The following is a 19036-nucleotide window of genomic DNA, read 5'->3' as shown; positions in this document are numbered from 1 at the left end:
GAGTGGCACCCGTTCACCCGTTTCGACGATGATGAGTCAGATGACTGCCGAGGCCCTGTCCCCCACGCTGTCCACCGATGAACTCGACCTGCTCGATGCCTACTGGCGCGCCGCCAACTACCTGTCGGTGGGCCAGATCTATCTGCTGGACAACCCATTGCTGCGCGAGCCGCTGGCGCCCGAGCACGTCAAGCCCCGACTGCTCGGCCACTGGGGCACGACACCGGGGCTCAACCTCGTCTACGCGCACCTGAACCGCGTCATCCGCAACCGCGACGCCAACGTCATCTACATCACCGGACCGGGGCACGGCGGCCCCGGCCTGGTCGCCAACGCCTATCTCGAGGGCACCTACAGCGAGGTGTACTCGGCCATCTCCGAAGACACCGAGGGGATGCGAAAACTGTTCCGCCAGTTCTCCTTTCCCGGCGGGATCCCCAGCCACGTCGCCGCGGAAACCCCCGGTTCGATCCACGAGGGCGGCGAGTTGGGTTACGCCCTGGTGCACGCCTACGGCGCGGCGTTCGACAACCCCGACCTGGTGGTCGCCTGTGTCATCGGCGACGGCGAGGCCGAGACCGGCCCGCTGGCGGCGAGTTGGCATTCGAACAAGTTCCTCAACCCGGTCACCGACGGTGCGGTGCTGCCCATCCTGCATCTGAACAGCTACAAGATCGCCAACCCGACGGTCCTCGCGCGGATTCCGCAGGAGGAGCTCGAGTCGCTGATGCTGGGCTATGGCTACCGGCCCATCACGGTGGCTGGGGACGATCCGGCCAACGTGCACCAGCAGCTGGCGACGGCGCTCGACGAGGCCTTCGACCAGATCGCGGCGAACCAGCGCGCCGCCCGCCTCGACGGGGAGCAGGGCAGGCCCGGCGCAGGACGATCAGGCGGCGAGGAACGAGCCGCGTTGAGGAGTGAGACTTTCCGGCCCGTGTGGCCGATGCTGGTGCTGAGGACACCGAAGGGCTGGACCGGCCCCAGGGAGGTGGACGGCAAGAAGGTCGAGGGCACGTGGCGGTCCCATCAGGTTCCGTTGTCGGGCACCCACACCAACCCCGAGCACCGCGCCCAGCTCGAGGATTGGCTGCGCAGCTACCGGCCCGAGGAGTTGTTCGACGACGACGGCCGGCTACGGCCCGAGTTGCGCGCGATCGCCCCGCGCGGGCAGCGGCGGATGAGTGCCAACCCGCATGCCAACGGCGGACTGCTGCTCAAGGACCTGGACCTGCCGCCGTTCACCGACTACGCGGTGCCGGTCGACGAGCCCGCCTCCGAATCGACCGAGGCGACCCGGGTGCTGGGAACCTTTCTGCGCGACGTCATCACCCGTAACGCCGACCGCTTCCGGTTGATGGGACCCGACGAGACCGCATCCAACCGGCTGTCGGCGACCCTCGAGGCGACGGACAAGACCTGGCTCGCCGAGCTCACCCCCGACGACGAGAACCTCGGTCCGGACGGTCGGGTGATGGAGGTGCTGTCCGAACACCTCTGCCAGGGTTGGCTCGAGGGATACCTGTTGACGGGCAGACACGGGTTGTTCAACTGCTATGAGGCGTTCATCCACATCGTGGACTCCATGCTCAACCAGCACGTCAAGTGGCTCAACAGCAGTCGGGAGCTGTCTTGGCGGGCACCCATCGCGTCGCTCAATTACCTTCTGACATCACATGTCTGGCGACAGGACCACAACGGCGCATCACACCAGGATCCCGGTTTCATCGACCACGTCGCCAACAAGCGCCCGGAGGTCGTGCGGGTGTACCTGCCGCCCGACGCCAACACTCTGCTCTCGGTGGCCGACCACTGTCTGCGCAGCCGCCACTACGTCAACGTGATCGTCGCCGGTAAGCAACCCGCTCTGAACTATCTGGACATGGAGTCGGCGATCGCACACTGCACCCGAGGTCTGGGGATCTGGGAATGGGCCAGCACCACGACCGCGGAACCGGACGTGGTGCTCGCGTGCGCCGGAGACATCCCGACCCTGGAAACGCTCGCGGCCGCCGACATACTGCGTCGACGGCTGCCCGAGCTGAAGGTGCGGGTGGTCAACGTCGTCGACATCATGCGGCTGCAACCGGAGTCCGAACACCCGCACGGCCTTTCCGATCGCGAATTCGACTCGATCTTCACCAAGGACAAGCCGATTATCTTCGCCTATCACGGCTATCCCTGGCTGATTCACCGCTTGACCTACCGGCATGCCAACCACGCCCAGTTGCACGTGCGCGGCTTCAAGGAACGCGGTACCACGACAACCCCCTTCGACATGGTGATGCTCAACGACCTCGACCGCTTCCATCTGGTCATGGACGTGATCGACCGAGTCGACGGCCTGGGCAGCAGCGTGGCCGGGCTGCGCCAGGAGATGGCTGACGCCCGAATCGCCGCCCGGCGGTACACCCGCGAGCACGGCGAGGACGATCCGGCGATCTCGGGGTGGACGTGGGACCCCGATTACCAAGCGTCATCGCTGTCGCAGGACACCCTCAGCGAACACGACCGCTAGACTGGATTTTCGTGTCCGACCAAGCCGCCCTAGTGGAGCGCCCGCATCCGGTGGTCGAACAGCTCTCCGCGCTGCACCACTTCCGCACCTATGTCGACATCGCGGTGGTCGTGGTGGTGTTGGCGCTGACGAACCTGATCGCGCACTTCACCACGCCGTGGGCCAGCGTGGCGACGGTCCCGGCGGCGGCGCTGCTGCTGGTGGCGCTGGTCCGCTCCCGCGGCCTCGGATGGGCCGAGCTCGGCCTGAGCCGCGAACACTGGAAGTCCGGAACCGGTTACGCGCTGGGCGCGGTCGCGTTGGTGCTGTCGGTGATCGCCATCGGTGCGCTGCTGCCGTGGACGCGGCCGATGTTCATGAACAACAACTACGCCACGATCTCGGGCGCCCTCATCGCGTCGATGGTCATCATCCCTTTACAGACCGTGATACCCGAAGAACTGGCATTCCGCGGGGTGCTGCACGGTGCGCTCGACCGCGCCTGGGGCTGGCGTGGGGTGGCGGCGGCCGGGTCGTTGTTGTTCGGACTCTGGCACGTCGCCACGTCGCTGGGCCTGACCGCAAGCAACGTCGGATTCACCCGGATCTTCGGCGGAGGCGTGATGGGCACCGTCGCCGGCGTGACGTTGGCGGTGGTCGCCACCGGCCTCGCGGGCTTCGTGTTCACCTGGTTGCGGCGCCGCAGCGGCAGCCTGATCGCACCGATCGCGCTGCACTGGTCGCTGAACGGGCTCGGCGCCCTGGCGGCCGCGCTGGTGTGGCACCTGAGCTGACGTCAGTGCGCGGCGCGCTTGCGGGCGCGGAACTCCCGATTTTTGAGCTTGTTACCGCAGGTAGCCATGCTGCACCAGGTGCCGCCGTGGTTGCGGGAGCGGTCGTAGAACGCCCACAGGCACTCCTCGTTGGCGCACGCCTTCAACAGCGACCAGGTGCCGTCGCGCTGTGCGTCGTGGATCACCAGTAGCAGGCCGGTCAGGCGGTCGCGCAGTGAGGAGCCCACCGCCGACAGGCGTATCCGTCCGGAGTCGTCGACCTCGGCGCGTGCGGCGCGACCGGCCGCGGTCCGCAGCGGCGCCAACGCCGCCGCTGTCGGCGGCGGACCACCGGCGTTGTGGATCAGCATCGCGCGCAGGGCCTCGCGAACACCACGCAACAACGCGAGATCGGCCTCGTCGACGCTGTCGCCCGAAGCCAACAACCCCTGGTCTTGCAGCCACGGCTGCGCGTCGTCCGGATCGGCCAAGCGGTCGGGGCCGGACGGAAGCTCCGCGGTGTTGACCAGGCTCTGCACCAGGGCCAGACGCGGCGGTGCCGGTTTGGTCTCCTGGTCGCCCAGCCACCGCGTTCGAGTCATATCGAAAGCCTAGGCTTTGATGACCGGTATTTCAATTTGACCGGTCATGCGTGACCGTTATAAATTTATCGATAGTCACGCAGCCGTTCGCAAGCGAGGATCGATATGCCGGACATTCCGGATTCGCCCACCCTGCTGCCGCCGTTCGCGGCGGCAAGAAACACGGCCCCAACCCCGTCTCGCCGAGCGCGAATGATGGCGCGGCTGAGGGCGAACAAGTTCGACCGGGTGGCGGCCGTCGGTGGGGTCGCACCCGAGGGCGGTGCGTACGCCGCGCACTGCGCCCGGCTGATGTCGACCGCCGAGCGCGAATCGGTGGCCAGGGCACTGCGAAAGATCGTGCGGGATGCCCGCGGGCACGGACCACTGATGTCTTCGCGGGTGCCGTTGCACGTACCGAACATTGCCGCCGCCGAGGATGTGATCGGCGAGATCACATTGCGACTGCACTCTCCCCGGATGGTCGGGGCGCGAGGCATGGCGCGACTGCGAATTCTGTTGGCGGACGGCGCCGGACCCGTTTACCGGTATGGCCGTGGGGATCTCGTGGGTCGACTCCGCGCCGCGCTGGCCGAGCTCTAGACGACCAGTACGGCGGCCCCGGAGACCCGGCCGGAGGCCAGATCGCTCAGCGCGGCGTCGGCGCGGTCGAGCGGATACGGTGGGCTGGTCACCTCGAGGTGGTGTTCTCCGGCGAACGCCAGGAAGGCTCGGGCGTCGTTGCGAGTGTTGGCGGTGACCGACCTGACCTGACGTTCCTGGAAGAGGTGACGCTGATAGTTCAGCGTCGGGATGTCGGACAGGTGGATGCCCGCGATCGCAAGCGTGCCACCGCGATCGAGCGCTTCGAGTGCGGGCAGGACGAGCTCTCCGGCGGGCGCGAACAGGATCGCGGCATCGAGGTCGACGGGCGGACGTTCATCCGCTCGCTGCGCCGAGGCCGCACCTAGGCTCAGCGCGAGCTCACGCGCGGCGTGCCCGCGCGTCATGACGTGAACCTCGGCATTCTGCGCGACGGCCACTTGGGTGGTCAGATGCGCGCTGCCGCCGAAACCGTATATGCCCAAGCGGCCGCCCGGTGGTAGGTCGGCTCGCAACAGCGCGCGATAGCCGATGATTCCGGCGCACAACAGCGGCGCCAGCTCGGTATCGGAGTAGCCCGCGGGCAGCGGATGCGCGTATGCCGCTGGGACCGTCGCGAATTCGGCGTATCCGCCGTCGGCATCCCAACCCGTGTAACGCGATTCCGGGCACAGGTTCTCGTCGCCCCTCGCGCAGTACCGGCAGCGCCCACACGTATGCCGCAGCCAGGCGATGCCGACGCGGTCGCCGACCCCGAACTCCGTACCCGCGTCCTCCCCCACCTCGACGACCTCGCCCACCACCTCGTGGCCCGGTACGACCGCGGGCCGATGCACGGGTAGATCGCCTTCGGCCACGTGAAGATCGGTGCGGCACACGCCACATGCCCGCACCGCCACCGCAAGCTCGCCGGCTCTCGGGCGCGGAATCTCGACCCACACGCGTTCCAACGGCCGCGTGGTCATGGGACCCGGGCGCTGCACTTGCCAGGCGGTCATGGTGGAGTTCATCACCACATGGTCGCGCCGCGCTGACCCCCGCACCACCCGGGGTGCTCCCTTCGCTTGCGGTGAAATGACGCTGGCTGCCGTCGCGCTAGGAGTGTTCTCACAGCGTGAGGAAGCTCTCACCAATTTGCCTTAACAAAAAAATACCGTGGAGTCGATAGATCAACTAAGTGGTTGTCGAAGAGTCGTCTGAGACTCCGACCTTGTCAAGCGAAGAGGTGAGGAATGAAATCACTTGTCACACTGACGGTTGGCGCTTTGTTCACCGGCGGTATCGCTCTCGCCGGCCCTGCCCATGCGGGCTGCCAGTCGGCTTGGACGCCCTGGGGCGGCGGTCAAATCTGTGACGGCCCGCTTGCTCCGGACGGTAGTTTCCAGCGCTGCCAGGCGGTGGGTGTCCTCGGCTTCGGCGGTAATCTCCCATGCTTCACGTTGAACGTGAACAACCTCAACGGCCAGGCGCCGTGGGTGGGCCCCTGAAAGCTGACCGTCGCGTCAATTTCCTCTGTTTTTGATCATGCGGCGGTTCTAGACTCCCAAGGATAAGGGTCGGGTAACGATCCGAGGGGAGAGCCCGGATGCGACATATCAGTCATCGGTGGGCAGCCATAGTGCCAATCGCGCTCATCCCGTTGGCGATAGCGACGGTATCGACGACAGCGGTCGCATCGGCCGCAGAATGTGGAATGGGGACGGTGTACGACGCGCTTTCGAATACGTGTGTCGTCGCTCCGCTACCCCCACCCCCGCCGGCTCCGCCGCCTCCTCCGCCACCGGCATGGAACGGGGATGTCACCCCCTACTTCTCTGTTGGGGTGTGCGTGCCAATTCCAGTTCCGTTCGCGCCGTCTGTTTGCGCGAGCGTCTAACCACTGCGACGGCGGCACAGGCGCAAGGGCGGAGACGCCCGGCGCGGTATTCGGGTTGATGCCGAACCTCACGCGCGGACGCGCTGCATGCCGACCGCGCTACGTCAGGTCAGGCCGGGGGCGCCATTCCGGGCGCGTTCTCCGGTGCGACCGGGACGGGTACGCCGACCGCGGGCCGCGGCGCAGGCGCGTTGGGATCGGCCGGCGGTGCCGCAGGCGCTGCGGGCGGCGTGTACGGCCGGATCGAGTTGGCCAGCGTCACCGCCTCTTCCTTCGGGACGGGATTGTTCGCGGTGCCGAGCCAGACCACGAACCACCGCTCGGGTGTGCGCTGACCGCGCGGTGTACCGGGTTCGACCGGGTTGCCCACCACGCCGGCCCAGATCTGGCCGTTGGGCTTGTTCGTGTCGGTGAACTTCACTTCGTAGTACGACGCGACGCCGGGCATGCCGTCGGCATTGAGCTCGACGGTCTCCTGGTTGACCCGGGTGCCGGGGAACGGCATGAAGAACTCGCCCATGTCGGAGGACAAGCGCTGCGCGGCCTTCGTGTTGTCCGTCTCGGCACCCGCGAAAAGCTTCAGGTCGAGTCGGCCGAGCAGGATGCTGGTGTCGTTGGGTGGCTCGGCGCCTTCGGGGGCGTCCTTGGTCAGCAACACCTGCCCGTAGGAAAGCTGCGTCGAATCCGCCACTTTCCATCCCGCGGGCACGACGTAGCTGAGGCCACCGGCCGCCGAGTCGACGCGGCCGGGGTCGGCTGGCGCGGGCGCGGGTGCGTTCGGATCGCCCGGTGCCGGTGCAGGTGCCCCTGGTGCCGGCGGCGGAGCGCCGGGTGCCGGAGGCGGCGCGCCGGGCTCGGGAGCCGGGGCCCCCGGTGCCGGCGCGGGTGCCCCCGGGGCCGGAGGCGGCGGAGGACCTTGGAGGAAGGTGTTCCCCGTCGGCGGCGGTGGGGGCGGCGGAGGCGTCGGCTCGGGCTGCGCCTGGGCCACCGTCGGGAGCGCGAGCGCTAGGGCGGTGGCCCCGGTCGCCGCCACGGCCGCCAATGTCCTGGAGAGCCCCCTGCGCGGGGCTGAAATCGCGTCCGGCTGATCCATGGGAAAGAAACTACCGTGTTACCGCCGTGACGCAAGTGTGAATTGCTCAAAATGAGGATAAATAAGACATAGCTGAGGGGATTGTAAGTACTGATAGCTGTGATACAGCAGTTTGCTGACATGGCACAGCATCCGCGCGTGGCGCGCGGTGGTGCGACCGGTGACTCGACTGTCTTTCGCTCCGACTCCGGTGACCGTTACTGGGCCGGATGGAGCGCGACCTCCTGTGCCTTCACCGCGAAGAACACCCGTTCTCCGGGGGCCAGCCTCAGCGCGGTCGCGGAATCCGCGGTGATGTCGGCTGCGAGTCCCGGGCTGCCATCGGGCTGCGCTTCGGCCCGCACCCGGATCGCGGAGCCGCGGGCGTCGAGTTCGGCGACGGTGACTTCGACGGTGTTCCGGGGGCTGCCGTGCGGCCGGTCGCGGTACACGGCCACCGCCGCGGGGTGGAACAGGGCGACCGCGGGCCCCGCGGTCGAGATGTCCGACGCCGGGCTCCCGTACCAGGCCGCGCCCCACCCGGTGGTGAGGACACCGTGGCCGTCCGCCATCCCGCGAATCAGGTTGATCCCGGCCAGACGGGCACCGAAGTCACTCCGTGGGGCAGCCAACACCGTTGCAGCAGAACCTATTTCGACGATACGACCGGCTTCGAGCACCAGCACTCGATCGGCGAGGGTGACCACGTCGAGGACGTCGTGGGTCACCAACACCGCGGACCGCCCGTCGCGTGTGAGCACGTTGCGCAGCACCTTGCGCATCGCGGCGGCGGCCGCGACGTCGAGCCCTGCCAACGGCTCGTCGAGCAGCAGTACGTCGGGTTCGGCCGCCAGCGCGCGGGCCAGCGCGACCCGTTGCGCCTGTCCCCCGGACAGCTGACGCGGCCTGCGGGCGGCTAGGTCGGCCGCGTCGACCTGGGTGAGCCAGTGCTCCGGGCGCCTGCTGCCTGGCGGAAAGGCGACGTTGGCCGCGACATCGAGATGAGGAAACAGCAGCGCATCCTGCATCAGCAGGCCGACGCGGCGGTCGTGGGTCGCCACGTGGACACGCGCTGCGGTGTCGGACAGCACCCGCCGGCCCACCCGCACGACACCGTCGTCGGGCCGGAGCAGTCCCGCGATGACGTGCAGGATCGTCGACTTGCCCGCGCCGTTGGGGCCGAGAACGGCAAGGACCTCACCGCCGGCGACGTCGAAGGCGACGTCGATGTCGCGCTGTTCGACGACCGCACGCAGGCTGATGCCGGTCACGCCGCGTTCCAGGCACTGTCACCGCGTAACCGGCGACTCCCCAGCCCCAGGACCACCACTGCTGCCACCACCACCAGCAGCAGTGACAACGCCACCGCGGCGTCGGCGTCGCTCTCGCGCTGCAGGTAGATCTCCAGTGGCAGCGTGCGGGTGACGCCCTCGCGGGACCCCGCGAACGTCAGCGTCGCCCCGAACTCGCCGAGCGATCGGGCGAACGCCAGCACCGCGCCGGAGACCAGGCCGGGTGTCAGCAGCGGGAGCGTGACGCGCCACCACACCCGGGACGGGCGGGCGCCGAGCGTGGCGGCCACCGTCTCGTAACCGGTTCCGGCGGTACGCGCGGAGCCTTCGAGCGCGATGACCAGGAACGGCAGCGATACGAACGTCTGCGCGAGCACGACCGCCGTCGTCGTGAACGCGATCTGGACACCCGCGGCCTCCAGATACTGTCCGATCAGGCCGAGACGCCCGAATGCGTAGAGCAGCGCGATGCCGCCGACCACGGGCGGCAACACCAGCGGCAGCAGAATCAGGGGCCGCGCGGCTCGGACCACTCGGCTGTCGCTGCGCGCGAGCACCAGCGCCATCGGAACGCCCAGTATCAGGCAGAGCACCGTGCTCGCGGTCGCCGTGCGCAGGCTTAGTAGAAGGGCGTTGATCGAGGACTCGCTGCTGATCAGCTGCAGGATGTTCGGCCAGTCGACCCTGGCCGCGATCGCCACGAGCGGCACCGCGACGAACAGCGCGCCGACCGCGGCGGGCAGATACAGCCAGCGCGGCAGACCAGCCGGTTCACCCAACGGCCTTCCACCTCACAGGTCAAACCCTATGGGACATGCGCCTGCGCGCCGGTTTCGTGCAGTAGCTACTGTCCAGTAACATTTGGAGGACCGCTGCGTTCAGCGTTGAACACGACAGGGAGGTCCTCGCGATGGAGGTGCTCGTCACCGCAGGTGACACCGATCTGGGCCGCACGATCGCCGAAGGCTTCCGCGACGCCGGTCACCGCGTCGTGATCGCGGGCGCCCGCCGCGACGAACTCGAGGTCGCCGCAAAGGAACTCGACGTCGACGCGATCGTGCTCGACAACACCGATCCAGACAGCCTGGAAGCGGCGCGACAGCAGTTCCCGCACCACCTCGACACGATCGTCAACGTGCCCGCCCCTGGGTGGGACGGCGGCGACCCTCGTACCTACTCGCTGTCCGACCTGGCCAGGGCATGGCGTGCGGCGCTCGACTCGACCGTGGTGTCCGCCGTGTTGACGGTGCAGATTCTGGGCGACCATCTGCGCTCGGGCGGTTCGATCGTCAATGTCGTCCCCGAGAATCCGGCGGTCGGCAGCGCGGACGCGGCGATCAAAGCTGCGCTGGCGGACTGGACGGCCGGTCAGGCCGAGTATTTCGGAACGCGGGGCATCACCGTCAACGCGGTGGCTTCGGGCCGAAGCGCCGAGCCCGGTTACGAAGGACTGTCGCGCACGCCGCCGCCGGTCGCCGACGAGATCGCGCGGCTGGCCCTGTTCCTCACCACGCCGCCGGCGCGCCACATCACCGGCCAGATTCTGCACGTCAGCAAGGGCGCGCTCGCAAACTTCGGCTGATTATTCCGCTGTTCGCCCGAAGCTAAACGGGGTGACCGCTCCGCTTAGGTGTGGTTTCGTGCTCTCATGACCATCAGACTCGGACTCCAGATCCCCAACTTCTCCTACGGCACGGGTGTCGGCGAAATCTTCCCCACTGTCATCGCGCAGGCACAGGAGGCCGAGGCCGCCGGCTTCGACTCGGTTTTCGTGATGGACCACTTCTACCAACTGCCCGGACTCGGGACGCCGGACCAACCCATGCTCGAGGCCTACACCGCGCTGGGCGGTCTGGCCACGGCCACCGAGCGGGTCCAGCTCGGGACCCTGGTGACCGGCAACACCTACCGCAACCCGACGCTGCTGGCCAAGGCGATCACCACGTTGGACGTGATGAGCCAGGGACGTGCCGTCCTCGGCATCGGCACCGGTTGGTACGAGCTCGAACACGACAGCCTCGGATACGAGTTCGGGACCTTCACCGACCGCTTCAACAAGCTCGGCGAGGCGTTGGAGATCATCCTGCCGATGCTGCGCGGTGAGCGCCCGACGGTCGAGGGCAAGTACTACCGCGCCCAAGAGGCGATGGCCGAACCGCGGTTCCGCGACCATATTCCGCTGATGATCGGTGGCAGCGGCGAGAAGAAGACGATCCCGCTGGCGGCGCGGCACTTCGACCACCTCAACATCATCGCCGGCTTCGACGAGCTCCCCCGCAAGCTGCAGGTGGTCAAGCAGCGCTGTGAGGAGATCGGCCGCGACCCCGCGACGCTGGAGACCAGCATGCTCGTCGTCGCGATCATCGACGAGAACGTCACCGGCGACGTCATCCCCGACGACTACAAACAGCAAGCGGTGTTCGGCAGCCCCGATCAGATCGCCGAGCAGATCAAGACCAAGGTCCTCGATGCCGGTGTCGACGGGGTGATCTTGAGCCCGGTCACGAGCCTCGACGGATACCACCCCGGCCGTGTCACCGCGGTGGGCGAAGCGCTCCGACCGCTGCTCGGCGGGTAGTCCACGCCCCGGGTGGGATATAACACAACGAACCCGTTCACTGATCGGGTGTTCAGGCGACTACCGTTACGGGTAGTGAACTGCACGTGGAAGCACCGTCGAGGAGCCCAGTATGAGCCATCCCGGAGCCACTGCATCTGATCGGCACAAGGTCGTCATCATCGGGTCAGGGTTCGGCGGGCTGACCGCTGCCAAGAGGCTGAAGAGAGCCGACGTCGACGTCAAGATGATCGCCAAGACCACCCACCACCTGTTCCAGCCGCTGCTGTATCAGGTGGCGACCGGCATCATCCCGTCCGGGGAGATCGCTCCGCCCACGCGGATGATCCTGCGCAAGCAGAAGAACTGCCAGGTGCTCCTCGGTGACGTCACCCACATCGACCTGGCCAACCAGACGGTCAAGTCGGAGCTGCTCGGCCACACCTACGTCACCCCGTACGACACGCTCATCGTCGCCGCGGGCGCCGGCCAGTCCTATTTCGGTAACGACCATTTCGCGGAGTGGGCGCCGGGCATGAAATCCATCGACGATGCGCTGGAGCTGCGGGCTCGCATTCTCAGCGCGTTCGAGCAGGCGGAGCGTTCCAGCGATCCGGCCCGGCGCGAGAAGCTGCTGACGTTCACGGTGGTCGGCGCTGGTCCGACCGGCGTCGAAATGGCCGGACAGATCGCGGAATTGGCCGATCACACCCTCAAAGGTGCGTTCCGCCATATCGATTCGACCACCGCGCGGGTGATCCTGCTCGACGCCGCGCCAGCGGTCCTGCCCCCGATGGGCGAGAAGCTCGGCAAGAAGGCGCAGGCCCGGCTGGAGAAGATGGGCGTCGACATCCAACTCGGCGCCATGGTCACCGACGTCGACCGCAACGGCATCACCGTCAAGGACTCCGACGGCACCATTCGGCGGATCGAGTCCGCGACGAAGGTGTGGTCGGCCGGTGTGCAGGCCAGCCCGCTGGGCCGCGACCTCGCCGAGCAGTCCGAGGGCGAGGTCGACCGGGCCGGGCGCGTGCTCGTGAACCCGGACCTGACGCTGCCCGGCCACCCCAACGTGTTCGTGGTCGGCGATATGGCCCATGTCGAGGGCGTTCCCGGGCAGGCGCAGGGCGCCATCCAGGGCGGAAGGTATGCGGCCAACGCGATCAGGGCCGAGCTCAAGGGCGCCGATCCCACGCAGCGCGAACCCTTCCAGTACTTCGACAAGGGTTCGATGGCCACGGTGTCGCGGTTCTCCGCCGTCGCCAAGATCGGCCCGCTGGAGTTCGGCGGCTTCATCGCCTGGCTGGCCTGGTTGGTGTTGCACCTCGTGTATCTGGTCGGCTTCCGGCGCAAGCTCACCACGCTGGTGTCGTGGACAGTCACGTTCCTGTCGACGCAGCGCGGCAACCTCACGATCACCGAGCAGCAGGCCTACGCCCGCACCCGAATAGAGGAGCTCGAGGAGATCGCGGCCGGCGTACGCGACACCGAGAAGGTCGCGGGCTAGAGCCGCGCGCCCTGCCAGGTCGCAAGGCAGCCGCCCGCGGCCAACGCCAGCGGTTCACCCGCGGTGTCGACGTCGGCGTCCGGGTAGCTCAGTTCGCTGATCGCGGCCATCGGCGCGCCGATCTCGTCGTCGGTGACCGCTCCCCTGCCCAACTCGATGCGGTGCCGCAACAGCGGGGCGCCGTCGACGTCGGCGTGTAACGACCCTGACCAGAACCCGTGGCGTTCACCGGATCTGCCGATCTGCACCCGCTCGCGGAGCCTCAGACGTCCGCATGCGCCGAGACCGAGGCGCACCGAGCTGTGGTGCCGCGAGTCCGAGGCCACGATCGTGGGTTCCGGGTCCAGGTCCAGTTCCCCTGCCACATCGAGCTCCCAGATCGCGTGCGAATCAACCGTTCTCGCGCCTGGCAGGGTGAGCGTTGCGGCGGCGGTGCGTATCCGCAGTCGAGCGTCCGGCTCGACGACGACACGGAAGTGGAGAACGTCACCCCCCAACGGGGTTGCCGCCGCCGACACGAGATGGACGGTGTCGGGCCCGGTGAGCCGGGCGGCCAGACCGCCCGCACACTCGATGCGCGGCCGGCGGTTCCGCCGCGCGACGATCAGCACCTCGGATCGCACTAGACGAACACCCGGAGCTGGGAGCGAACCCACTCCAGCACCGCGGAGGCCGCAGGATCATCGGTCAGCGAAATCATCACGAACGGGCGATCACCACGCACGGCGGTCGCGTCGCGCCGCATCACGTCGAGGTCGGCTCCGACGAGCGGAGCGAGGTCGGTCTTGTTGATCACCAACAGATCTGAGTAGGTCACCCCGGGACCACCCTTGCGGGGAACCTTGTCGCCGCCCGCGACATCGACGACGAAGATCTGGACATCGACCAGCCCTGAGGAGAACGTCGCCGTGAGGTTGTCCCCGCCGGACTCGACCAGGATGAGATCGAGCCGATTGTTGCCCGCGATGAGGTCGTCGATTGCGTCGAGGTTGGCGGTGATGTCGTCGCGGATCGCGGTGTGTGGGCAGCCGCCGGTCTGCACCGCGGTGATCCGCTCGTCGGGCAGCACGGCGTGGCGGCGCAGGAAGTCGGCGTCCTCGGTGGTGTAGATGTCATTGGTCAGCACGGCCAGCGACAGCTCGTCGCGCAGCTGCCGGCACAACGCCGCGACCAGTGCGGTCTTCCCCGAACCCACCGGACCGCCGACACCGATGCGTAAGGGCTCCCCCGGCTGTCGCGCGCGCTTGGGTCGCTCGAGATGATGACGGTGTGGCTCACCGTCGGTGAAATGCGGAGGCATGACGGTCCTTTCGGGCGCGGACTAGGAGGCGAACAGGGGACGCTCGCGCCTGCTGTGGCGCTGAGCCAGCACGTCGAGCAACGGATCGGACAGGTCGGCCAGTTCCTTCGCCGCCGAGGCCGCGGTCTGGTCGCACAGCGCCGACAGCTCGAAGGTGAGCGCGGCGACGTCGCCGGGATCGAGTGCGAGCAGGCGCTGTGCGGCGGTCGCCGAACCCGTCATCGTCGTGTACACCACGCAGAGAGCGGTCTGCTCAGCGGTCAAGCCCGAAGCACGGCCCGCCCACCCGGCCGCAACGGACAGGTGTGGGGTGGTGCCGAGTGCACCCCAGTCCTCGTCGGGCCACACCCGGCGGGCCAAACGGACCAGGCCTCGACCCTGGGCACGCGACGCCTGGCGGGCGGCGGGCGCCGGTATGCGGGCATCGGTTTCGTGGTCGGCCTGCGCGGGCTCGAAAGTCCCGGTGTGCACCGCCGCGGCCAGGGAAGCGGTCACGAGGCCCTGGGTCCGGATGCGCCGCCGCAGGTATGCCCGCAACGTGGTGACGTCGGCGACCAGCCCGCTGGTGACCGCCTCCTCGACACCGCCGGAGTGCACGTGACCGCCGGTCGGCAACCGCGAGTCGGCCAGTGCGAGAAGCGTCGTCAGGTTCGTCATCGGCGTCAGAAGAGGAAGTACCGTTGCGCCATCGGCAGTTCGCTCGCCGGTTGCTCCTGCCATACGTCTCCGTCGATGCGGACGGTGAAGGTGTCGGGGTCGACCTCGATCTGCGGCAGCGCATCGTTGAGCGGCATATCGGCCTTACCGACGTTGCGGACATCCTTGACCGGCACCAGGCGCCGTTTCACATCGATCCGGTCGGCCAGTCCGTCGTCGACCGCCTGCTGCGAGACGAAATGCACCGACGTGGCGGCGGCGGCCGACGGCGCCGCGCCGAACATGGGGCGCGGCAGCACCGGCTGCGGGGTTGGGATCGACGCGTTCGCGTCTCCCATTGCGGCCCAGGCGATCATGCCGCCCTTGAGAACTGCGTGCGGGCGCACACCGAAGAACGCGGGTTCCCACAGCACCAGGTCGGCGAGCTTGCCCACCTCGATCGATCCGATCTCGGCGTCGAGCCCGTGCGCGATCGCAGGGCAGATCGTGTACTTGGCGACGTAGCGTCGCGCGCGGTGGTTGTCGGCGGCCCTCGCCCCGGAGGTGTCGCCTTCCAACGCCCCCCGCCTGCGTTTCATGACATGCGCGGTCTGCCACGTGCAGATCACCACTTCGCCGATGCGGCCCATCGCCTGGGCGTCGCTGCCGATCATCGAGATCGCGCCGATGTCGTGCAGCAGATCCTCCGCGGCGATGGTCGATGGCCGGATGCGGCTCTCGGCGAACGCGAGATCCTCCGGGACGCTGGGATTGAGGTGATGGCACACCATCAGCATGTCGAGGTGCTCGTCGAGCGTGTTGACCGTGTGCGGGCGCGTCGGATTGGTCGAGCTCGGCAGCACATGCGGTTGCGCGGCGACGGTGATGATGTCGGGAGCGTGCCCCCCGCCGGCGCCCTCGGTGTGGTAGGCGTGAATCGACCGGCCTGCGATCGCGCCGACGGTGTCCTCCACGAAGCCCGCCTCGTTGAGGGTGTCCGAATGCAGCGCCACCTGTACGCCCGACGCGTCGGCCACGGTGAGGCAGGCGTCGATGGCCGCGGGGGTGCTGCCCCAGTCCTCGTGCAGTTTGAATCCCGAAGCGCCGCCCCGTAACTGCTCCCACATGGCCTCGGCGCTGACCGTGTTGCCCTTGCCGAGCAGCGCGATGTTCATCGGCCAGGAATCCAGCGACTCGAGCATGCGCGCCAGGTGCCATGCGCCGGGGGTGACGGTGGTGGCCTTGCTGCCTTCTGCCGGGCCGGTACCGCCCCCGATCATCGTGGTGATGCCCCCGCCGAGCGCTTCGGCCATCGTCTGGGGGCAGATCAGGTGCACGTGGCAATCGATACCGCCGGCGGTGACGATACGGCCGTTGCCCCCGATGATCTCCGTCGACGGCCCGACCACGAGTTCGGGATGCACGCCCGACATGATGTCGGGATTGCCGGCTTTGCCGATACCGACGATACGCCCATCACGAATACCGATGTCCGCCTTGATGATTCCCCAGTAGTCGAGGATCACCACGCCGGTGATGACGGTATCGGGAGCCCCGTCGGCGCGCGTCGCACGCCCCTGCCCCATGGATTCGCGCAGCACCTTGCCCCCGCCGAAGACGGCCTCGTCACCGGCGAGTTCGGGTCCGCCACTGCGGTCCTCGGTGATCTCGACGAACAAGTCGGTGTCGGCGAGTCGGATCCGGTCGCCGGTGGTCGGTCCGAACAGCGCGCCGTACCTGGCGCGCGGCAGCCGGGTCATCGGGCTCCTCTGTTCTCGGCCAGCCGGCCGGGCGGATCCAGGGTCAACCCGTGCACCTCGCGCGATCCACCGAGCGGGACGAGTGAGACGGTCTGGGCGACACCGGGTTCGAACCGCACCGCGGTGCCCGCGGGGATGTCGAGCCGGTGGCCGTGCGCGGCCGCGCGGTCGAAGGACAGCGCGGCGTTGGCCTGCGACAGGTGGACGTGGCTGCCCACCTGCACCGGCCGGTCTCCGGTGTTGACGATTTCCATCGCGAGCCGCTCGAGTCCGGCGTTGATCTCGATATCGCCGTCCCCGTAGAGGATCTCGCCGGGCACCATCGGTTCGGTCACGGGATCGGGTGGTGGACGGTGACGAGCTTGGTGCCGTCGGGGAATGTCGCCTCGACCTGGACGTCCTCGAGCATCTCGGGCACGCCCTCCATGACGTCGTCGCGGCTGAGAACCTCGCGGCCACTGGCCATCAGCTCGGCCACCGTGCGGCCGTCGCGGGCACCCTCGAGGAGGTGGTCGGTGATCAGCGCGACCGCTTCGGGGTGGTTGAGCTTCAGGCCGCGGCCCTGCCGGCGCCGGGCGAGCTCGGCCGCATAGGAGATCAGCAGGCGGTCCTGCTCATGCGGGGATAAACGCATAGTGGGCGATATTGCCACGGAGCGCGGCGATCAGCAGCGCACGCGACCTCTTAGCCGGCGGGCATGTTCTGCAGCCGCACCTGTCCAAGCGCGACGAGCCTGTCGTCGTCGTCGGTGATGGCGATCTGCCACAACTGCTGACGGCGGCCGCGATGGATTGGTGTGGACACCGCCGTGACGGTCCCTGCGGAGATGGCGCGCAGAAAATCGGTGTTGTTGTTGACGCCGACGACGTTGCCGCCGCCGTTGTCGGCAAGCCAGACCGCGGCCGACACGCTCGCCAGGCTCTCGACGATCGAGCAGTACACGCCGCCGTGCACGATGCCGTAGGGCTGCAGCAACTTGTCCGTGACCGTCAGCTGTGCGCGGCCGCCGTCGGGACCGAGTTCGAGATAGGTCAGGCCGAGCTCGGTGTCGAAGCCCTTACCGAGGTCGGATGGCAGGTCGGTAGTCACGGCACGTGTCTACACGCCGCCCAACACCATGACCGCGCCGGGTGCGTGGAGTTAGGGTCGGCCATGGCCAGAACCGCGAAAGACCTCGTTGAAGCCGCGAACGCCGTGGTGCCGAAGATCTCCCACGCCGAGGCGAAGGAATTGATCGCCAACGGCGCGTTGGTCGTCGATGTCCGCGACGCCCATGAGCTGGACAAGAGCGGCAAGGTGGCGGGCGCCGTCCACGTCCCGCGCGGCATGCTCGAGTTCCGCGCCGACCCGGAGTCGCCGTATCACGACCAGAACTTCACGAAGGACAAGCCGGTGGTCGTGTACTGCGCATCCGGTGGGCGCTCGGCGCTGTCGGGTCAGGCACTCAAGGAACTCGGTTATCAGCAGGTGTACAACCTCGGCGCGTTCGGCGATTGGGCCGACAGCGGTGGCGCCGTCGAAAAGGTTAGCAGCGAAAACGCCTGACGCACAGGGAATTCAGCAACATGCGAACGGGCCCCGCACCAGTGGTGCGGGGCCCGTCCTCCGTGTGGACCGGGGGTCTCTGCAGCCCTCAGGACTCCGGCGCGGTCCGGTGGTTCTCCGGTTCGATCTCTGCCAAGAGCATAGGCAAGGCTTGCCTAATTAAGCAAGACCTTCGCGCCGATTGCTCGTGAGCCGCCCCGGACGGGAAGTCCGAAGCCGACGAGCGCATCGAGCACGGCCTGCCCGCGCCGCATGCTCGTCCACTCGCTCGATCCGGCGAGCAGCGGCACCTGGGTGGCGGCGCTGACGACCGCCCCGCCCACGACGTGCCACATCGAGGCGACCGACATCGCGCCCCCGCTGATCTCGACCAGCTTGGCGAACAGGGGCGCGAGCGCGCGGTGGCTGCGGTGCGCGACCCACGTCGTCAGCGCCGCCTCGCTGGGCAGCGCCACGATGCCGTCGCGCGTCGACCGTCCGGCGCGGTTCGATCTGTGGTCGAAGTACGGATCGTCGGGCAGGGCCCGAAGCGTCGGGTCGACGACGCCGACCCAATCGATCGCACCCTCCGAATCCACGTGCACCCAGAGGTTCTCCAGGCCGGTATCCCATGCGCGGCCCTCGAGGACGACCAGCGGTACGACGCGTCCGACCACCACGTGGGCGAGGGTGGCGGCCAGCTGGTGGGCCACTGCCGCACGGCTGTCGGTCTCCTCGGCGGCCAGGTCGAACATCGTCTGCAGGCGGTCGGTGGTCAGCGCATCGGCCAGTGGCCACCAACGCCGTCGTGACAGATCCCGCATCACCGCGACGCCGTAGACCCGTGGACACTCGGGATAGAGCTCACGGAGCCGTCGACTCGACTCATGCAGCGGCAGCGTCCGGTGGATCGCCATGCTCGCGATGAGTGGATCGTCGACCAGTACCGTCATAGGGCCTCCAATATTCAAGTTAGGTAAGGCTTACTATAGCTAGGCGCGTCACGACGACCAGACCCTGTGACTGCTTTCACACCACCGGCCATACGGGCGGTGACC

At 68.0% G+C, this 19036-nt stretch carries 21 protein-coding genes; 8 read left to right on the top strand and 13 right to left on the bottom strand.

What is annotated here, in order from left to right; translation table 11 throughout:
- Window positions 1-40: 40 nt before the first annotated feature.
- Window positions 41-2518: a phosphoketolase family protein gene (locus AU197_RS06710; RefSeq protein ID WP_064401804.1), complete on the top strand. Its 2478-nt coding sequence runs from the start codon at window positions 41-43 to the stop codon at window positions 2516-2518.
- An 11-nt stretch (window positions 2519-2529) separates the two neighbouring features.
- On the top strand, window positions 2530-3291 hold the full coding sequence (locus tag AU197_RS06705; RefSeq protein WP_064401755.1) for a CPBP family intramembrane glutamic endopeptidase: 762 nt from the start codon (window positions 2530-2532) through the stop codon (window positions 3289-3291).
- Window positions 3292-3293: 2 nt separating this feature from the next.
- Here AU197_RS06705 and AU197_RS06700 read toward each other — a convergent pair whose 3' ends face one another.
- The gene (locus tag AU197_RS06700) at window positions 3294-3872 is read right to left on the bottom strand and encodes a CGNR zinc finger domain-containing protein (RefSeq protein WP_064401754.1); all 579 of its coding nucleotides are present in this window, start codon (window positions 3870-3872) and stop codon (window positions 3294-3296) included.
- A 192-nt stretch (window positions 3873-4064) separates the two neighbouring features.
- Here AU197_RS06700 and AU197_RS06695 point away from each other — a divergent pair, with 192 nt between their 5' ends.
- Window positions 4065-4454, top strand: coding sequence for a hypothetical protein (locus tag AU197_RS06695; protein ID WP_231744845.1), 390 nt, complete (start codon window positions 4065-4067; stop codon window positions 4452-4454).
- Here AU197_RS06695 and AU197_RS06690 read toward each other — a convergent pair.
- The gene (locus AU197_RS06690; protein WP_064401803.1) at window positions 4451-5464 is read right to left on the bottom strand and encodes a zinc-binding alcohol dehydrogenase family protein; all 1014 of its coding nucleotides are present in this window, start codon (window positions 5462-5464) and stop codon (window positions 4451-4453) included. The genes AU197_RS06695 and AU197_RS06690 overlap by 4 nt on opposite strands.
- A gap of 222 nt (window positions 5465-5686) precedes the next feature.
- On the opposite strand from AU197_RS06690, the gene AU197_RS26870 reads away from it, so the two are divergent.
- Window positions 5687-5941: a CDGP domain-containing protein gene (locus AU197_RS26870; RefSeq protein ID WP_082696539.1), complete on the top strand. Its 255-nt coding sequence runs from the start codon at window positions 5687-5689 to the stop codon at window positions 5939-5941.
- A gap of 498 nt (window positions 5942-6439) precedes the next feature.
- Here the strand turns inward: AU197_RS26870 and AU197_RS06685 are convergent, their stop codons facing one another.
- From AU197_RS06685 to AU197_RS06675, 3 genes are all read right to left on the bottom strand, one after another.
- Entirely contained in the window at window positions 6440-7423 is a 984-nt protein-coding gene (locus AU197_RS06685; protein WP_064401752.1) for an APA family fibronectin-binding glycoprotein, read from the bottom strand.
- Between the two features lie 197 nt (window positions 7424-7620).
- On the bottom strand, window positions 7621-8673 hold the full coding sequence (locus AU197_RS26805; protein WP_064401751.1) for a sulfate/molybdate ABC transporter ATP-binding protein: 1053 nt from the start codon (window positions 8671-8673) through the stop codon (window positions 7621-7623).
- The gene (locus AU197_RS06675; RefSeq protein WP_064401750.1) at window positions 8670-9473 is read right to left on the bottom strand and encodes an ABC transporter permease; all 804 of its coding nucleotides are present in this window, start codon (window positions 9471-9473) and stop codon (window positions 8670-8672) included. Before AU197_RS06675 ends, AU197_RS26805 begins: the two co-directional genes overlap by 4 nt.
- Window positions 9474-9604: 131 nt before the next feature.
- Here AU197_RS06675 and AU197_RS06670 point away from each other — a divergent pair, with 131 nt between their 5' ends.
- The 3 genes from AU197_RS06670 (at window position 9605) to AU197_RS06660 (ending at window position 12758) form a co-directional block, all read left to right on the top strand.
- Window positions 9605-10276 (top strand): SDR family oxidoreductase, encoded by a 672-nt coding sequence (locus tag AU197_RS06670; RefSeq protein ID WP_064401749.1) that lies wholly within the window; start codon window positions 9605-9607, stop codon window positions 10274-10276.
- Between the two features lie 66 nt (window positions 10277-10342).
- Window positions 10343-11272: an LLM class F420-dependent oxidoreductase gene (locus AU197_RS06665; protein ID WP_064401748.1), complete on the top strand. Its 930-nt coding sequence runs from the start codon at window positions 10343-10345 to the stop codon at window positions 11270-11272.
- Between the two features lie 112 nt (window positions 11273-11384).
- Window positions 11385-12758 carry an NAD(P)/FAD-dependent oxidoreductase gene (locus AU197_RS06660; protein WP_064401747.1) on the top strand — a complete coding sequence of 458 codons (1374 nt, stop codon included), beginning with the start codon at window positions 11385-11387 and terminating at the stop codon, window positions 12756-12758.
- Here AU197_RS06660 and AU197_RS06655 read toward each other — a convergent pair.
- Genes AU197_RS06655 through AU197_RS06625 form a run of 7 tightly spaced genes read right to left on the bottom strand, consistent with a single transcriptional unit; the run spans window position 12755 to window position 17543 of the window.
- The gene (locus AU197_RS06655; RefSeq protein WP_064401746.1) at window positions 12755-13381 is read right to left on the bottom strand and encodes an urease accessory protein UreD; all 627 of its coding nucleotides are present in this window, start codon (window positions 13379-13381) and stop codon (window positions 12755-12757) included. The genes AU197_RS06660 and AU197_RS06655 overlap by 4 nt on opposite strands.
- Window positions 13381-14058 carry an urease accessory protein UreG gene (gene ureG, locus AU197_RS06650; protein WP_064401745.1) on the bottom strand — a complete coding sequence of 226 codons (678 nt, stop codon included), beginning with the start codon at window positions 14056-14058 and terminating at the stop codon, window positions 13381-13383. Before ureG ends, AU197_RS06655 begins: the two co-directional genes overlap by 1 nt.
- Window positions 14059-14079: 21 nt before the next feature.
- Window positions 14080-14715, bottom strand: a complete 636-nt coding sequence (locus AU197_RS06645) for an urease accessory protein UreF (protein WP_064401744.1) — start codon at window positions 14713-14715, stop codon at window positions 14080-14082.
- A gap of 5 nt (window positions 14716-14720) precedes the next feature.
- Complete coding sequence (locus AU197_RS06640; RefSeq protein ID WP_064401743.1) at window positions 14721-16454, bottom strand: urease subunit alpha; 1734 nt, start codon at window positions 16452-16454, stop codon at window positions 14721-14723.
- A complete protein-coding gene (locus tag AU197_RS06635; RefSeq protein ID WP_064401802.1) occupies window positions 16451-16777 on the bottom strand; it encodes an urease subunit beta in 327 nt (108 codons plus the stop codon). The genes AU197_RS06640 and AU197_RS06635 overlap by 4 nt, the downstream gene beginning before the upstream one ends.
- Before the next feature lie 8 nt (window positions 16778-16785).
- The gene (locus tag AU197_RS06630; RefSeq protein ID WP_064401742.1) at window positions 16786-17088 is read right to left on the bottom strand and encodes an urease subunit gamma; all 303 of its coding nucleotides are present in this window, start codon (window positions 17086-17088) and stop codon (window positions 16786-16788) included.
- Window positions 17089-17138: 50 nt separating this feature from the next.
- The gene (locus tag AU197_RS06625) at window positions 17139-17543 is read right to left on the bottom strand and encodes a PaaI family thioesterase (protein WP_064401741.1); all 405 of its coding nucleotides are present in this window, start codon (window positions 17541-17543) and stop codon (window positions 17139-17141) included.
- A 63-nt stretch (window positions 17544-17606) separates the two neighbouring features.
- Here AU197_RS06625 and AU197_RS06620 point away from each other — a divergent pair, with 63 nt between their 5' ends.
- Window positions 17607-17999: a rhodanese-like domain-containing protein gene (locus AU197_RS06620; protein WP_064401740.1), complete on the top strand. Its 393-nt coding sequence runs from the start codon at window positions 17607-17609 to the stop codon at window positions 17997-17999.
- A 155-nt stretch (window positions 18000-18154) separates the two neighbouring features.
- Here AU197_RS06620 and AU197_RS06615 read toward each other — a convergent pair whose 3' ends face one another.
- Window positions 18155-18931, bottom strand: a complete 777-nt coding sequence (locus AU197_RS06615) for a hypothetical protein (RefSeq protein ID WP_064401739.1) — start codon at window positions 18929-18931, stop codon at window positions 18155-18157.
- Between the last annotated feature and the right edge of the window lie 105 nt (window positions 18932-19036).

The sequence above is a fragment of the Mycobacterium sp. IS-1590 genome (assembly GCF_001500025.1).
In the GTDB taxonomy this organism is placed as follows: Bacteria; Actinomycetota; Actinomycetes; order Mycobacteriales; family Mycobacteriaceae; genus Mycobacterium.
This window is presented reverse-complemented; position numbering and strand designations above follow the sequence as displayed.

Bases quoted from the DNA above. Each gene is read 5' to 3' on its own strand.
- AU197_RS06670 (WP_064401749.1), top strand. From the start codon at position 9,605: ATGGAGGTGCTCGTCACCGCAGGTGACACCGATCTGGGCCGCACGATC.
- AU197_RS06635 (WP_064401802.1), bottom strand. From the start codon at position 16,777: ATGGTGCCCGGCGAGATCCTCTACGGGGACGGCGATATCGAGATCAAC.
- ureG (WP_064401745.1), bottom strand. From the start codon at position 14,058: ATGCCTCCGCATTTCACCGACGGTGAGCCACACCGTCATCATCTCGAG.
- AU197_RS06640 (WP_064401743.1), bottom strand. From the start codon at position 16,454: ATGACCCGGCTGCCGCGCGCCAGGTACGGCGCGCTGTTCGGACCGACC.
- AU197_RS06690 (WP_064401803.1), bottom strand. From the start codon at position 5,464: ATGAACTCCACCATGACCGCCTGGCAAGTGCAGCGCCCGGGTCCCATG.
- AU197_RS06665 (WP_064401748.1), top strand. From the start codon at position 10,343: ATGACCATCAGACTCGGACTCCAGATCCCCAACTTCTCCTACGGCACG.
- AU197_RS26870 (WP_082696539.1), top strand. From the start codon at position 5,687: ATGAAATCACTTGTCACACTGACGGTTGGCGCTTTGTTCACCGGCGGT.
- AU197_RS06615 (WP_064401739.1), bottom strand. From the start codon at position 18,931: ATGACGGTACTGGTCGACGATCCACTCATCGCGAGCATGGCGATCCAC.
- AU197_RS06620 (WP_064401740.1), top strand. From the start codon at position 17,607: ATGGCCAGAACCGCGAAAGACCTCGTTGAAGCCGCGAACGCCGTGGTG.
- AU197_RS06710 (WP_064401804.1), top strand. From the start codon at position 41: ATGACTGCCGAGGCCCTGTCCCCCACGCTGTCCACCGATGAACTCGAC.
- AU197_RS06695 (WP_231744845.1), top strand. From the start codon at position 4,065: ATGATGGCGCGGCTGAGGGCGAACAAGTTCGACCGGGTGGCGGCCGTC.
- AU197_RS06630 (WP_064401742.1), bottom strand. From the start codon at position 17,088: ATGCGTTTATCCCCGCATGAGCAGGACCGCCTGCTGATCTCCTATGCG.
- AU197_RS06685 (WP_064401752.1), bottom strand. From the start codon at position 7,423: ATGGATCAGCCGGACGCGATTTCAGCCCCGCGCAGGGGGCTCTCCAGG.
- AU197_RS06700 (WP_064401754.1), bottom strand. From the start codon at position 3,872: ATGACTCGAACGCGGTGGCTGGGCGACCAGGAGACCAAACCGGCACCG.
- AU197_RS06645 (WP_064401744.1), bottom strand. From the start codon at position 14,715: ATGACGAACCTGACGACGCTTCTCGCACTGGCCGACTCGCGGTTGCCG.
- AU197_RS06660 (WP_064401747.1), top strand. From the start codon at position 11,385: ATGAGCCATCCCGGAGCCACTGCATCTGATCGGCACAAGGTCGTCATC.